Genomic DNA, 14,583 nt, shown 5'->3' with positions numbered 1-14,583 from the left:
AATACGTGCAAACCTCCAGTTCGAAAAATTCCGTAAAGGGTTCGGAAGTCGTGCCCCTTCTCCTGAGGAAACAGAGCGGGTACTTTCGAATGGAGGGAAAATGCGCTATAATTTACAAAAAGTGACGGAGGAGGAACCTGCATGAATCGATGGCTGCAGCTGATGCTGCTTATGCCAGAGGATGAATTCATTACCTACAAGGCACTCTCGGAGGAGCTGGGGATCTCCGTCCGCACGGTGTATGATGACATCACACGGCTGAATGAAATGATGCTGGAGCATGGAGCGCAGCTCGTTGCGCGTACACATCATGGAGTGACGCTCGACGTGCACGATCGCGCGCGCTTCCTTCACTTTCTGGATGCGCTCGGCAGCGGCGATACGATCCTCGGCGATACGTCGGAAGTCCGCATCGGGAAAATCATTCGAACGCTCTTCTACAGTTCTGCTCCGTGCAAGAGTGATAATCTCTGCGAGGCACTCCACATCAGCCGCTCCACGCTGAAGAAGGATCTGCGCGGCGTGCGCGCATTGCTCGGTATGTATGATCTGAGTCTCGTCCATCAGCCCTACGCAGGGCTCTCGATCAGAGGGGCGGAGAAGGATATCCGCCGCTGTCTGGTACGGATGAAGCGGAGGATCCTTGCGGGAGATGGCGGCATTCTGCATCAGGAAGTTCAGCAAACAGGCCGCGTTTTGCAGGAAATATTCAAGCAATATGACTGCCGTATGGCGGCATACTCCTTTCAGGATTTTGTTCTGCATATCGATGTGTCGATCGAACGCATGCGACAGGGGCACGAGATAAGGGATGAGGCTCTTCCGTCACTGCCCGCTGCACCGCAGGATGAGGCGCTGTCGCGGGCGGTTGTCGTTGCTATGGAGACACAGTATCGGATGCGGTTCTCTGCGGGTGAGTGTCGCTATATTTTGCTCCTGCTGATGAGCAGGAAGGTGCTCTCGTGGAAACAGGCATCGACGGCGGCAGCAGATGTCTATGCGGTAGTCATGGAGATGCTCGCCGCCGTACAGCGTACGTTCTGTTATGATTTTTCGCATGATTTCGAGCTGATTGCCAGCCTTTCAACCCACTTGATCCCGCTGCGTACACGTCTCCTGTGTGGGATGCAGCAGGAGAATCCCGTCGGCAGGGAGATTCGCGAGGGCGGGCCGCTGGCGTATGAGATGGCAAATGTGGCGTGCGGCATCCTGCGCAGTGCATATGGCTGTGAGGCCTCTGCCGATGAGACCGGCTATATCGCGCTGTATTTTCATGTCGCCCTTGAGCGCATGCGTGCACAGCGCAGAAAACGCGTCCTCATCGTCTGCGGTGCGGGAAAAGGGGCGGCAATGCTGCTCGCCCACACCATCGAAGAGAACTACGGAAAATATCTTGAGGTGATTGGCACCTATGAAGCGGCGGATTTCTCCGATACTGATCTTCAAGCGGCGGACTATATCCTCTCGACCATTCCCCTTCGTGAGACGCTGCCTGTGCCTGTCATAGAGCTGGGCGATGTCCTGCCGTGGCAGGCGGGCGGTGACCTTCGTGCACACCTGATTCACGATCGTCAGGAGGCAATGCTTGCGTACTTTGCGGAGCAGCTCTTTCTCCCGCAGGTGAGTGCAGCGACGCGGGAGGATGCCCTGCGGAAGATATGCGCTGCGGCAGAGGCGGTAGAAGAGCTGCCACAGGATTTTTATGATGCAGTCATAGAGCGGGAGAATATTGGCGGGACAGCACTCGGCAACCTCGTGGCGACGCCGCATCCTGCGCGCCCCATGGGGGAGCGCAGCTTTGTCGTTGTCGCTGTATTGAATCAGCCGATCCTATGGGGGGAGGAGGATGCGCAGATCCTCTTTCTCATCTCTATGAAGGACGGCGGAGACCGTGACCTTCCTCAATTTTACAAGATGATCGGTCGTTTTCTTACCAATAGGACACTAGTGCGGCGATTGATTAAGCGCCCGACTTTTGACGAACTGCGCACCATATTTTCCGCTCTTGCAGACGAGGTATGCCAGATGGACTGATGTGCTGGTTCTGGTGATTTTGCCGGTAAATATGATATAATTGCCTTGGGGAAGCAACTCTCCTTTTCTCGTTTCACTGCAACTACTCTCGATAGAGGTGAATGTGAGACAGGAAAGGAGAATTTTTTATGCGAAACAATTTGCCGCGTGTGGACTGGATGGTCGGGACGGGGCTGGTCATCGTCGCGATTCTCTCCGTGTTCTATGGGAGCGCAGAGCTGACGAGCAATATCGCGTCGGGGCTGATCGGCTTTCTCGGGCGCACGGTCATGATGCGCGGGGAAAAGGAGGGGACGCGATGAGTGCAGTGCTTCCTGCGTCTGCCATGCGGCGCGTGACCTGCCGTGAGCTGCGCCTTCTCGGGGCGGCGTACCGCCTGCCGCTCGCCTATGCCGCCGCGCGCTGCGCACGCGAGACGAAGCTCTACCTGCACTGGACGGCGGGGCACTACGGGCAGTTCTTCGCGGACTACCATGTGCAGGTCGATGCGGACGGCGGCATCTACGTCATCGGGGACGGCGTACTCGATGATGTACTTGCCGCGACCTATCGGCGCAACAGCGGGAGCGTCAGCATCGCCCTCCTCGGCTGCGTCGGTGCGACGACGGACGACCTCGGGTGCGAGCCGCCGACGGCCGCGCAGATCGAGGGGCTGGCGATGGCGGTGACGGCACTCGCCGACGGCCTCTGGCTGACGATCGATAAGGAGCGCGTCCTGACGCACGGCGAGGCCGCCGATAACGAGGACGGCGTGCGCGCTCATGCGCCCTATGGACCGCGCACGACATGCGAGCGCTGGGACCTCGAGTATCTCGGTACAGCGGAGAGCCCCGCCTTCGCCCCGTGGGCGAAGGACGGCACGCGCGGCGGCGACGTGCTTCGAGGAAAGGCACAGTGGTATCGTCAGCACAAGTAGACCGTCCTGCCAAGGCTGGGAGGACCCTCATATATGATCACGGCACCCCACAAATTCCGATCCATAAAAATAACCGTCAGTCATATAATGCATTCAGCAAATATGACCGGCGGTCATTTTATTGGGGAAATCAAGGGATGATCATGGAACGAACAAAACGCAGGCATTCCTTCCTCGTCATACTGAGCACAGTTGTGGCGTTCGCCTTGCTCTCAACGGACATCTTCCTGCCCGCTCTGATCGATCCCCCTTTGGCCGCGGACGATGCGATAAGCTGACGCCGTATCCTCCCGTCATTTTATGCAGCCATAAAAATTAGCAGTAAGTCCTAACAGAACTTAAATTCATTTTATATCCATTTCCCATATGCACATCGTATTCTATCCCCAGAAACCGTGATAGGTTGACGGCAGCGCCGTCTGAAAGGATGTGGTTCACATGATGACAACAAAGATGATGAAGCGGACTGCGATCGCCGCGATCGTCGGCGCCATGAGCTACGGTGCCGCAGGCGTGGCCGAGGTATCCGCGCACGCGCTCAGTGTACCGGCAGAGCGCGCGTCGTACACGAGCTTTGACGGACGCGATGATGTTCAGCAGCTCGCATGGGGCGGACGGCGCAAGAGCGGCAGCAAGCGCTACTCGAAGGGAAGCATGACTACGGCCGCCATCGCAGGCGCTGTCGTTGGCGCGATCATTGCGAAGAATACCTGATATTCGGAGATCATAGGGCACCCACTCCTACGGGGGCGGGTGTTTTTTTGTGCTATAATATCTGCAAAGGAGGAAATCGAATGATATATTCCGCTTTTGCCGGGGCAATGCGCACATGTGCCCTGATCGGGGCACTGCTCGGTCTTATGCCGTTCTCTGCCGCCGCACATCCCGTGGACGATCCGGCGGATCCTGTCTACCGGGCGCGGACGGTTCTGCCCGACGCGGCAAAGGCGCGCCGCGACGCACCGGCACTCGAGACGCTCCGCGCCGCTGCTCCGCGTACGGTGCATCTCGCCGATGCGGCGGCGACGGCGGAGACGCGCCGGCTCTATGCGTATCTTACAGCGCTCGGGCGCCTGCAGTACACGATCTACGGACATCAGAACGACGCGCATCATAAATTTTTTCGCATCGACAGCGGTACGAACTCCGATACGAAGGACATGACGGGCGCACTCGCAGGGATCGTCGGGCTCGACGCACTCTCGCTGACGGGCGAGGAGCTGGAGCTGACCGATGCGGAGCGCGCAGCGGGCATGAGCTGTGCGGACAAACTCGAGCGGATCGCGGCGGAGGCGTCGAACGAGGGCGCGATCCTGACGCTCTCCATGCACATCCCCAACCTTGCGCGCGCGGCCAAGCGCCCGCAGGCGGGCGGCGGCTATGACTTTTCGGGCTATTCGCCGGACGATCTCTCGGGGCATGTTCTGCACTGCGCCGTTCCGGGCGGCGATCTGCACCCGGTCTATACGGCCTACCTCGATATGGTCGCGGATTTTCTGCTGCGCATGCAGAGGCGCGGCATCCCCGTGTTCTTTCGCCCGCTCCATGAGCACAACGGAGACTGGTTCTGGTGGGGCGCAGCGGGGACGGACGGCGCGGACTATACTGCGCTCTGGCAGTACACGGTCCACTATCTGCGCGATGTGCGCGGCGTGCACAATGTGCTCTACGTCTATGCGCCGAACGCGCCGTTCTCATCGGCGGAGGACTATCTCGACCGCTATCCGGGCGATGCGTACGTGGACGTATTCGGCTTTGACTTCTACGACGATGACAACGATACGCCCGCCTTTTTGAAGCGGCTCGAGCATGCGGCGGCGCTGGTTGTGTCCGCGGCGGATGCGCACGGCAAACTCCCCGCGCTCACCGAGGTCGGCGTTCATAAAAACGGCGGCGGGCTCGCGCTCAGGGGCAATGACGATCCGCATTGGACGAGTGCCGTGGCAGCCGTCGCGCGGCGTCATCATATCCCGTATCTCATGACGTGGGCGAACTTTGAGCAGGAGGAGAAGAACTTCTACCAGCCCTTCATGGTCAGCGATACGCGCGGCCACGAGCTCGTCGACGGATTCATCGACTACTATAATGAGGAGACCTCGCTCTTCGCCGACGGCCTCGGAGATTGGCGGGGATTGCCTGTGCCTGTGCAAAGATGATGTATAGAAACGCCATCGATTCGCACTAGTCCAGTGCGTATACACCGACGGCTACGACATGCTCGTCCATTCGGTGTGACATCATGTAAATGTCTTTCCGTGTTTTTTTGCAGTATACGCGTCCGAGCTGCGTTTTGTCATCGACTTTTTGACGCTGAAAGAGCTTCATCATTTTGTCCGGGGTCAGCCCGTTTGTGAGACAGATTGCGGTGATGAGCTTGGTTGCATCTGCCGTCATCTCTTTGTTGTCCGGTCGGTAGAGCGTCACTGCGCGGTACAGGAGACCATCTCTTGTATAAAATGCGACTTGCGTGGTGCTGGGTGTAGAGGCAAGATAGGCCGTAAAGCCGTCCTCAGAGATCTCTGCAGTGTATTCGGGCGCGGACAGTTCAATGTGAAATTCCTCTCTGGAAAGCCAGCTGTTTAGCTCCGTGAGGAAGGCGTCATAGCTGATGTCATCGCGCAGGGGGATGGGGACGGATTTTTGCGGCGCCGCCAGCGCCGTTCCCGCAAAGAGGAATAAAGTAAGGGTGCAGACGAGTGGGAAAAGCCATTGCCTTTTCATGTGTTTTCCTCCGAAATCTTCTCATTTCACTGATGGACGGCATAGATACTCATCGTTACAAATGGGCCAACGCGGAGATAGTCGGAGCCCATCATCTGCTACCGCGCATTGCAGTAAACGCGACTGACCTTGAACGTCGTTTCCGGCGTGACCCATTTCAGCTCGTCTGGGGCGTATACCTCCTCTGCGGGCTTCCATAGGAACAGTTCAGACATTTCATCGTGTGTCATGCCGCTGGCGAGAGCAACGGCGGCAATCACCGCGATCGCTTCGTTGAGACCCTGCACATCGATCACTTCGGTATCTGCCGCTGCACGATGCACATAGGCGCGGTCGGGCGTCATATAGAGATCGACCGTGACACCGCTCGGCGTATGGGATGTATAGAGCGGTATCATGAAATCGGATTTTGCTTTGTCGTATGCGGGCGGAGTCAGGACGACAGGGGAGTCCTCCCCATGCAGAACCTAGTTCACTCGGTTGACAAAGACCGCGGCATCCGCATTCTCGATCAGCGGGAATTCCTTCTCGGCAGCATGCACAGATCCCCCATATAGGAGCAGCACTGCGGCAAAGAAGATGGAACATAAAAGATTCTTGTACATAATGTGTTCTCCTTCGCTGAATTCAAAATCTAAGGAATAATTCTCCGAACATGTTGAAAATCCTTTTGGAGAGAACTTTATGTATGGGCGGCAGCAGAGCACGTGCAAGCGCTTCTTTTGCATACCGGAGAGGAAGCCGTGAATGCAGCAAATATGTATAATAGCGCAATCACTATGGATACGCACAGCGTAGACTGCCTCGCGACGCAGGAGGGGAAAAGCTCCTCGTCGAGTACTGCATCCGAATAACAGCGGGCTGGCAGATCGTCGATGTGCTCCAGCCGTTTGCGCGCAGGGCGGCTGTCGTCCTCGAAAAGTCTGCTTTCACTGCGGGGATCATTCCTCTGCATTGGCATCTGACACACGTTCGTTGGCGGCACACATCATAATCCTCCTCATATTGAGAAGGACGCGGGATTTTAGAGATGCAGGAAATATTTTCGTCTTTATTATTGGAAAAGTTTGATAACGGGTTTATAATAAAGCGTCTTCAATTTTTTATGATTGCCTTTGGGAGGCGTGTCCAATGAATTCATTCTTTGAGCGGCAGTTTCGGCTGCAGGAGAATCACACAACGGCGACAACGGAGGTCATCGCTGGGCTCACGACATTTGCAACGATGGGCTATGTGCTCGCCGTTGTCCCGCACATGATGGGTGAGGCAGGCGTTCCGACGGGAGCGATGCTCACGGGCATGGTGCTTATGATCTTCGCTGCGACGATGGCGATGGGGCTGTATACGAACCGTCCATTTGCCCTCGCGCCCGGCATGGGCAGTGTCGCGATTTTTTCGATTACGATGGTGCAGCTGCAGAATGTACCAATTGGTGTGGCGAGTGCGATCGTTTTTCTGAGCGGATTGCTTTTTATCATCGTGACAGTGCTTGGCATACGCAAGGCTATTGTCATGACAATCCCGCGCGGCATCAAGATCTCGATCGGTGCGGGTGTGGGCATCTTCCTCGCCGTGATCGGGATGCGCAATGCAAAGCTGCTCGCAGCAAATGCGAAGAAGGTCGCGCTCTCGTTCGGCGATCTCACACAGCCGGTTGTCCTCCTCGCGGCGATCACATTCATCATCCTGCTGGTTCTCTCTGCACGTAAGGTGCGCGGTGGAGCTCTCATCAGTATTCTCGCGGGAACGGTGATCGGTATCCCCATGGGCGTCACCAAGCTCCCCGAGAGCATCTTCCGTATCCCGGACAGCATCGCCCCCATTTTCTTCAACTTTGACCTTGGTGGTGCGCTCAATCTCGCGTATCTGCCGTTCCTCTTTGCGTTCTTCCTGCCGGATTTCTTCTCGAGCTTCGGCACGGCGATCGGCATTGGGGGCAAGGCAGGTTTCCTCGACAAAAATGGCGATCTACCGGGGCTTGACAAGGTCTTTCACGTGGACTCCATCGCCGCGACGATCGGCTCGCTCTTTACGATCCCCGTGCTCATTACCTATCTCGAGTCCGGCGCGGGGGTCGAGGCGGGCGGCCGCACGGGACTGACGGCGTGCACGACGGCCCTCGCATTCCTCCTCATCCTCGCGGTGACGCCGCTCGCACTGATGATTCCTGCAGCGGCGACGGCACCTGTTCTCATCTATGTCGGTGTCAGCATGATGGCGGGTATGCGCAATCTTGACTATACGGATATCGCCGAGTATATCCCTGCATTTCTCTGCGTTGCGTTCACCGCGTTCACGTTCAACATCGCGAACGGCATCTCCGTCGCCTTTATCTCGTTCGTCATTATCAAGCTTGCCATGGGGCGCACGGCGGAACTGCACAAGGGACACTATCTGCTTGCCCTCCTGCTCGCGTATTATTTCTACGCCATTGCAGGGGTAAAATAGGAGTATGGTATGGATATTGACATCCTTCTGACTGATGGAAAGATATACAACAGCTATCTCAAAAAATTCATCCCGGGCAATATTGCCGTCAGCGGCGATCGCTTCGCCTATGTCGGCATGGACGAACTGCCGCTCACACCGCGGTGTACGGTCGATCTCACGGGGCAGTACGTCATCCCTGGGCTGATCGACTGCCATATGCACATTGAAAGTACGATGTGCGCGCCGCGTACGTTTATGAACGGCGCGGTGCGCAGCGGTGTGACGACGCTCATCGCGGAGCCGCATGAGATCGCAAATGTATTCGGTCTCGCAGGCATCCGCGCGCTGATGCAGAGTGCGCAGGACGGCCCCTGCGATGTCCGCATCGCCATCCCCTCGTCCGTTCCGTCGACGAATGACGCGCTCGAGACGGCAGGTGCCGCGATCGATAACGATGATGTCGAGGCGCTCATGCACATGGATCAGGTGATCTGCCTCGGCGAGGTGATGAACTGCCGCGAGGTCATTGCGGACGCGCACTCCAAGACGAATCGTCTGATCCGCCAGATTCAGCACGGCCGGCCGGATTTCTCCATCGAGGGGCACTGCCCGCGCTTCGTCGGATGGGAGCTGGCCCAGCTCCTCTGCCGCGGCATCCGCTCCGATCATACGGATCAGTCGCTCGAGGGTCTCGCACAGCGCGCCGCAAATGGAATGTTCATCCAGTTGCAGGAAAAGACACTGAAGAAGGAGTTCCTCGATTACCTCATGGAGAACCGTCTGTCGGGGCGTTTGGCCCTCGTCACGGACGACACGATGCCCGATGACTTCATGCGGCGCGGGCAGCTGGACCACCTCGTCCGGCGGAGCATGGAGCTCGGCCTTGCGCCCGAGGAGGCGGTCTATGCGGCGACCTATGCACCCGCGCAGCATATGGGGCTGCGGGACAAGGGTGCGATTGCCCCCGGCCACGTCGCCGACTTCGTCGTGCTCTCGGATCTGCGGGCCTTTGAGATCGAGCGTGTCTGGCGCGCGGGACGGCAGGTCTTTGCGCGCGGCGAGGCGTGGGAGGAGCCGGAACGGGACACGTCGTTCCCCGCGCATTTTTACCGCAGCGTGCATCTGGCGCCGCGCAGTGCCGAGGACTTTGTCCTGCGTGCGCCGATCGCGGAGGGGGCGGTGCTCTGCCGCATCCTCGAGGTGCAGGAGCATACGACCTTCGTTGCGGAGGGGCGGGCAGAGCTGCCCGTGCGCGGCGGTGTGATCGACTGGGAGAGCAGCCCCTACAACCTTGCCTGTGTCTTTGAGCGGCACGGTAAAAATGGCGGCTGCGGCATGGCACTCGTCGGTGGGACAGCGCTTACGCGCGGTGCCGCGGCGACCACCTATGCGCACGACAGCCACAACCTGCTCGTCCTCGGACAGACCGCGGCGGATATGCAGGCGGCGGCGAACGCCGTCATTGAGGCACAGGGCGGGGTTGCTGCGGTGCGGGACGGCAGTGTACAGGCCTTTGCGCCGCTGCCGATTGCAGGCATCCTCTCTGACCGCCCGCTCCCCGTCCTCGGCGAGCAGATCGCGCACGTTCGCCGCGTCCTTGCGGAAAACGGCTATCGGCATGATAATGCCATCATGTCCTTTGCGACACTTGCACTCCCCGTCAGCCCCGATATCAAGCTGACGGACAAAGGCATCGTCGATGTGCGGCGCGGAGAGATCGTGCCGCTGATGGTGGAGGTTCGGCCAGCAGAGTGAATGTGATTTCACCGACAAAAAGGGACGACGGAGCGAGTATTCTCGCTCTGCCGTCCCTTTAATAGAAGATCGGACACTATGGCCCTTGCTACGTGTCTGGGTCGTTTCCTCTGTAGAAAAAAAGATAGAAATTCTACATTAATGACGTACTTCATTGTATCAATAATTCCGTAAAATGATTGATTTCCTCCTTCTAGTCCAATATAGTTGAACTAGGAGGAGCAGATATGATAAAAACTACAAATATGATATTAGCGGAGCTGAGCTCCTATGCAAATCCCAAAGCAAAACTATCCCACCTCGTCAAAGAGGGAATATACATCCAGATTGTAAGAGGCCTCTATGAAACAGATCGAGATATCTCGAGGCATCTTCTTGCCGGAAACATTTATGGACCGACCATCTTACATTTCTTTTGCGTATGCGTTGGGATTCTGCGGTATGATCCCTGAGGCTGTCTATGTGGTTACAAGTGCTACGTTTGAAAAGAGAAAGAATAAGAAATATCAAACGCCTTTTGGCGTGTTCCTTTATCGAGATGTTCCATCCGCCGTATTCCCTTTGGGCATTAGACGCTTGCAGGAGGGGGACTATTTTTATCGCATCGCAGAACCCGAGAAGGCACTTTGCGATCAGCTTTATACCATGCCGCCGACTGCAAACACAAGGGAACTGTCTGCACTCGTGTTTGACGATCTCCGCGTGGAAGAGACAGCGTTTCAGAGTTTAAGCGCGGAGAAAGTTGCATTTCTCGCGCAGTTTTATCGATCGACAAATATAAGACAACTTGCCACATTATTGAGAAGGAGACTGAGAGCATGAATGCAGGAATTGAGCAGATGCTGCATTTGACCTTGTGGCGTACTTTCCTGCACTGGAAAAAGAAGTGCGGTCATTCGGGCTGAATCTCACCGTCGAAAAAAGAAAAATTACGGGAAAGCAATATCCAGTCAGCGTTTTTGAAGGGGAATACGAAAGAGCATCTGCTATTGTTTTATGTGGATGAAGGTTTCACGGGCGGCGTCTCAAGGGATGAGAAAATCAAGATCAAATTCGAGATCGATGTATGGCCGCCCACACACGCGACGTTCGAGCATCGGTATCAGCTCCGACCATCTCCATACAGCATTGATCTGTACGATTTGCCCTCCTTGTTTGCCGGAAAGATACACGCTGTCATCTGCCGCGCATGGAAAAATAGGGTCAAGGGAAGAGACCTGTACGACTATGTTTTCCTGCTTGCAAAGGGCGCGGCTGTCAATCTGGAGCATCTGCGCGCACGTCTCATTCAGTCCGAGCGCATCTCACCCGATGCCCCTTGTGATCTCCCGGAGATCAAACGGATGCTGTGCGAGCGGTTTGACACTATTGATTTTGCACAGGGGCGGCAGGATGTCGAACTGTTCATTCGTGACAGATCGAGTCTCGATCTATGGAGTGCAGATTTTTTCAAGCAGATCACGGAGAACCTGAGGGGGCGGTAGGTAAAACGTTTTCAAGATATTGGATATTATACAAGATGAAAGATGTGGGAATATATGAGCAGATTATCGTATAAAGCATTGACGCCAACGGATTGCGCAGAACAGGTGGAGGAATATCTGGATGCACTCACATGGGCGCTTCAGCAGAAAGATATCCATAATATTGCTCTTGCGGGAGCATATGGCTCCGGAAAAAGTAGTATCATTGAAACCTTCTTGAGAAACGAACGTGAGAGAAAACACATTATTTTCGATCACCTTTGTAGTAAAAATCGCATCATATCAGACGTATCAATGAAGATATCGATGGCGGAGTTTGAAATTTGTAAGGGAGATACTGACAGACAGGAAAAAACGTGTCGGCATGATGATTCGTCTCAAACCCTGAACGAAGTATCCGAGTGGATCCTTAAGCAGATTTTCTACAAGGTGGAATCAGATAAGATTCCACAGAGCCGCTATCATAAACTCTGCGATAGATCCTTTTGGAATGACTATTACAGTGCTGTTCTTGTTCTCTTTCTGAGCATTTCACTTGTTTTTCTGTTTGTTCCTTTTACCCTCGATCGAGTGGTGGCTCTCGTTGACTGGATGACACTCCGGAGTGGGGGTTCGACTGTAACATCTATGGGTGGGTTATTTCTTTTTGTATTATTTATCCTTGGAATGGCTGTTTATAAGTGGCGATTCCTGTTTTCTCATCTCAAGCTGAAATCTTTGAAACTGCCCGCAGGTACTGGAATCGAATCGGAAAGGGAATCAGAGTCCGTATTTAACAGGCATCTGGATGAAATTGTCTATTTCTTTGAAGTGACGAAATACCGCGTTGTATTTTTTGAGGATTTGGATCGACTAGATGAGCCAAATATATTTGTACGCCTGCGCGAACTCAATACCCTTTTGAACAATAGCGATGCAATATCGAAGAAACCTGTTGTCTTTGTTTACGCTGTTCGTGATGATTTGTTTGGTAAGGAAGACCGAACAAAGTTCTTTGATTTTATCATTCCTGTGATTCCAATCATCAACACGACCAACTCCAGAGAAGCGCTGCTGGAATGGCTGCGAAAAGAGCAAGAAAAAGACAAGTGCTGTCATAATATCTCGGAGCAGTTCATGAGGGATGTGTCCCCCTATATTGCAGATATGCGTATCTTACGCAATATATGCAATGAATTTCTGATCTATAAGGGAACATTGAAGAAAAGTAGAAATACTGCCCTTGCGGATCACAAAATATTTGCAATGATCCTCTTTAAGAATCTCTATCCGCAGGATTTTGCTCATATTCAAGGAGAACAGGGCATTATCAAAGAGGTGTTTGCAGGAAAGCCGTTGTATAGAAACAGAAAAGAAACGGAGTTGCGGCAGTGGTTAGACTCTCAGCGAAACTACGCATCTGAAAAAGAGGTTTTGAGTAAGGAAAAAGAGCTACGCGATTTGTTACATGCTCCCCTTCGCACCATGATTGACGAGTACAATATCGGTTTGGTGAGAGAGAAAGCAAAAAACAACGGCTTGTTGGTATTTCTTGTTTGCCGTGGTTATATTGATGAGGCATACGCAGATTACATCAATTATTTTAAGGGAGAGAGTTATCCCGAGAGTGATCGGGACTTCATACGTACAGTTAAGGAACAAAGAGAAACTGAGTTTTTTTATGAACTCCATAAACCTCTTGCCGTGATTCAAGATCTAAGTGTGGAGGACTTTGGGCAAAAGGAAATTTATAACTGCGATCTCGTGGATGCACTTCTTTCCCATGATGGGGCGGAGGAGAAAAAGGAGGCGCTATACACTAGGCTAAAGTTTTCGGACAAAAGGAGTTGGGAATTCCTCTGTTTTTATGTCGAAAGTGGAAAGCAATCCGGAAGGCTTATTGAAGCGCTGGCAATGCGTTGGACGAATATATGGGTTTCGATTGAAGATTATCGGTGGATATTCGAGGATCAACAAGATTTGTTCCTTGCACGGATTTTGGAAAATGTCCCAAAGAAAAGAATTGGTGAACTCAATGTTAGTGGACTATTGACCAATGTTTTTGAGCGGAATGCAAATATCCTGCAACGGTTAAAGGGCGTAAGAGCAGATTGTATATGCGAAGCATTGGATATACTTTCTGTTCAATTTCATCACCTTGATATTGATGGAGTATCAAAAGTGATTTTGGATGATATATTCACAAAAAATCGTTATGTCCTGAATGTGGATATGGTACAAAATGTAATTGTACATGTTGCGCCCCTCTTGGCGAAAGACTTTCCTGCAAAGAGTTATACAGTTGTTCGGAAAGCCGGATACGCACCTCTTGTGGATCGTGTCCATGACAATCTGATTTTCTATATAAAGGAAGTTATGCTCCAACAAGAACATCTTGCGGACGATGAAGCAGATGTTTTAGCATTATTGGATCGGTTGATCGAAGAGATTGATCTTTGTCAAAGGCTCATTGACAAAGAAAACTTTCGTGTATCCAAATTGCGCGATTGTTGCTATGGCCATCTCCAAAACTACGAGGAAGGTGTTCGTCGGATATGGGATACGATTTTATCGACGAAAAAGCTAGCAGCAACGTGGGAAAATATCTATGTATATTGGTCACAGTTTCAGATAACGCAGGAGCTGCATAAGTTTACCGTGGGAAATGTTGATTCCCTGAGGGAATCAGCGGCAGAGTATCTGGATGGCGATTTTATCCGCGCATTTGTCAATGGCGGATTTGACATGTCGATTCTGCGTATACTTCTGCCTCTGGTACGGGAAGAGCATATCGATGCGAATACGGTCACTGAGGACTTTCTGGAGCAGATCATTTTTGCGCCGGAGTCAAGTCCTGCGCTGAGAGGGGAACTCCTTCAACAGTATGGGATTGGACATATGACGGAGCGGATTGCAAAGAATCTGTATAGCCTACAGTTGCCGATGACAAAGGAAATCTTCTTTGCTGCATGGAACTATCTCAGTCACTCTGAGCGATTGGATCTCATGGCGGCGTGTGCGGATCTTTTGGGGAGCGAAGATTTTGAGCGGTGCTTTGATGATATGGATGAGCCTCATCACGATTTTGTGGATCGTACTAAGCATAAAGTTCGGATTTCCAAGACGGATGTCAATGAGAAGATCGCACAACGATTGAAAGATATTGATTATATTACTAGTTTTGCAGATGAAGCAAATCCTGCAACGGAGGACGATTCTATAGAGGCGACAGTCCTTGTGTGCTGGGTGAAAGCTATCTCATAA

General features: G+C 53.4%; 14 protein-coding genes. 11 read left to right on the top strand and 3 right to left on the bottom strand.

Annotation, left to right across the window (positions count from 1 at the left end):
• The first annotated feature begins 141 nt into the window (after nt 1-141).
• The 6 genes from HMPREF0908_RS06780 (at nt 142) to HMPREF0908_RS06760 (ending at nt 5,106) form a co-directional block, all read left to right on the top strand.
• Nucleotides 142-2,034, top strand: coding sequence for a BglG family transcription antiterminator (locus HMPREF0908_RS06780; protein WP_006690726.1), 1,893 nt, complete (start codon nt 142-144; stop codon nt 2,032-2,034).
• A 128-nt stretch (nt 2,035-2,162) separates the two neighbouring features.
• Nucleotides 2,163-2,336, top strand: coding sequence for a hypothetical protein (locus tag HMPREF0908_RS11040; protein WP_006690725.1), 174 nt, complete (start codon nt 2,163-2,165; stop codon nt 2,334-2,336).
• Nucleotides 2,333-2,950, top strand: a complete 618-nt coding sequence (locus HMPREF0908_RS06770; protein WP_006690724.1) for a peptidoglycan recognition protein family protein — start codon at nt 2,333-2,335, stop codon at nt 2,948-2,950. Before HMPREF0908_RS11040 ends, HMPREF0908_RS06770 begins: the two co-directional genes overlap by 4 nt.
• Nucleotides 2,951-3,093: 143 nt before the next feature.
• Complete coding sequence (locus tag HMPREF0908_RS11385; protein ID WP_281042014.1) at nt 3,094-3,228, top strand: hypothetical protein; 135 nt, start codon at nt 3,094-3,096, stop codon at nt 3,226-3,228.
• 160 nt (nt 3,229-3,388) lie between these two features.
• Nucleotides 3,389-3,664, top strand: coding sequence for a hypothetical protein (locus HMPREF0908_RS06765; protein WP_006690722.1), 276 nt, complete (start codon nt 3,389-3,391; stop codon nt 3,662-3,664).
• Between the two features lie 80 nt (nt 3,665-3,744).
• The gene (locus HMPREF0908_RS06760; protein WP_006690721.1) at nt 3,745-5,106 is read left to right on the top strand and encodes a glycoside hydrolase family 26 protein; all 1,362 of its coding nucleotides are present in this window, start codon (nt 3,745-3,747) and stop codon (nt 5,104-5,106) included.
• Between the two features lie 25 nt (nt 5,107-5,131).
• Here the strand turns inward: HMPREF0908_RS06760 and HMPREF0908_RS06755 are convergent, their stop codons facing one another.
• The 3 genes from HMPREF0908_RS06755 to HMPREF0908_RS10950 form a co-directional block, all read right to left on the bottom strand.
• A complete protein-coding gene (locus HMPREF0908_RS06755; protein ID WP_006690720.1) occupies nt 5,132-5,671 on the bottom strand; it encodes a hypothetical protein in 540 nt (179 codons plus the stop codon).
• A 98-nt stretch (nt 5,672-5,769) separates the two neighbouring features.
• On the bottom strand, nt 5,770-6,069 hold the full coding sequence (locus HMPREF0908_RS06750; RefSeq protein ID WP_006690719.1) for a hypothetical protein: 300 nt from the start codon (nt 6,067-6,069) through the stop codon (nt 5,770-5,772).
• Between the two features lie 69 nt (nt 6,070-6,138).
• Nucleotides 6,139-6,276 (bottom strand): hypothetical protein, encoded by a 138-nt coding sequence (locus tag HMPREF0908_RS10950; protein ID WP_156778212.1) that lies wholly within the window; start codon nt 6,274-6,276, stop codon nt 6,139-6,141.
• A gap of 526 nt (nt 6,277-6,802) precedes the next feature.
• Between HMPREF0908_RS10950 and HMPREF0908_RS06745 the strand changes: the two genes are divergently transcribed.
• The 5 genes from HMPREF0908_RS06745 to HMPREF0908_RS10945 all read left to right on the top strand — a co-directional run bounded on the left by HMPREF0908_RS06745 (nt 6,803) and on the right by HMPREF0908_RS10945 (nt 14,583).
• Nucleotides 6,803-8,119 carry an NCS2 family permease gene (locus tag HMPREF0908_RS06745; RefSeq protein ID WP_006690716.1) on the top strand — a complete coding sequence of 439 codons (1,317 nt, stop codon included), beginning with the start codon at nt 6,803-6,805 and terminating at the stop codon, nt 8,117-8,119.
• A 9-nt stretch (nt 8,120-8,128) separates the two neighbouring features.
• Nucleotides 8,129-9,856: an adenine deaminase C-terminal domain-containing protein gene (locus tag HMPREF0908_RS06740; RefSeq protein WP_006690715.1), complete on the top strand. Its 1,728-nt coding sequence runs from the start codon at nt 8,129-8,131 to the stop codon at nt 9,854-9,856.
• A 342-nt stretch (nt 9,857-10,198) separates the two neighbouring features.
• Nucleotides 10,199-10,678, top strand: a complete 480-nt coding sequence (locus HMPREF0908_RS06735) for a hypothetical protein (protein ID WP_006690714.1) — start codon at nt 10,199-10,201, stop codon at nt 10,676-10,678.
• Between the two features lie 176 nt (nt 10,679-10,854).
• A complete protein-coding gene (locus HMPREF0908_RS06730) occupies nt 10,855-11,340 on the top strand; it encodes a nucleotidyl transferase AbiEii/AbiGii toxin family protein (RefSeq protein WP_211204793.1) in 486 nt (161 codons plus the stop codon).
• A gap of 54 nt (nt 11,341-11,394) precedes the next feature.
• The gene (locus tag HMPREF0908_RS10945) at nt 11,395-14,583 is read left to right on the top strand and encodes a YobI family P-loop NTPase (protein ID WP_156778211.1); all 3,189 of its coding nucleotides are present in this window, start codon (nt 11,395-11,397) and stop codon (nt 14,581-14,583) included.

This window comes from Centipeda flueggei ATCC 43531, from assembly GCF_000160695.1.
GTDB classification, from domain to species: Bacteria; Bacillota; Negativicutes; order Selenomonadales; family Selenomonadaceae; genus Centipeda; species Centipeda flueggei.
Note: the sequence above shows the minus strand (reverse complement) of the source record. Positions and strands in the feature narration are given on the sequence as shown.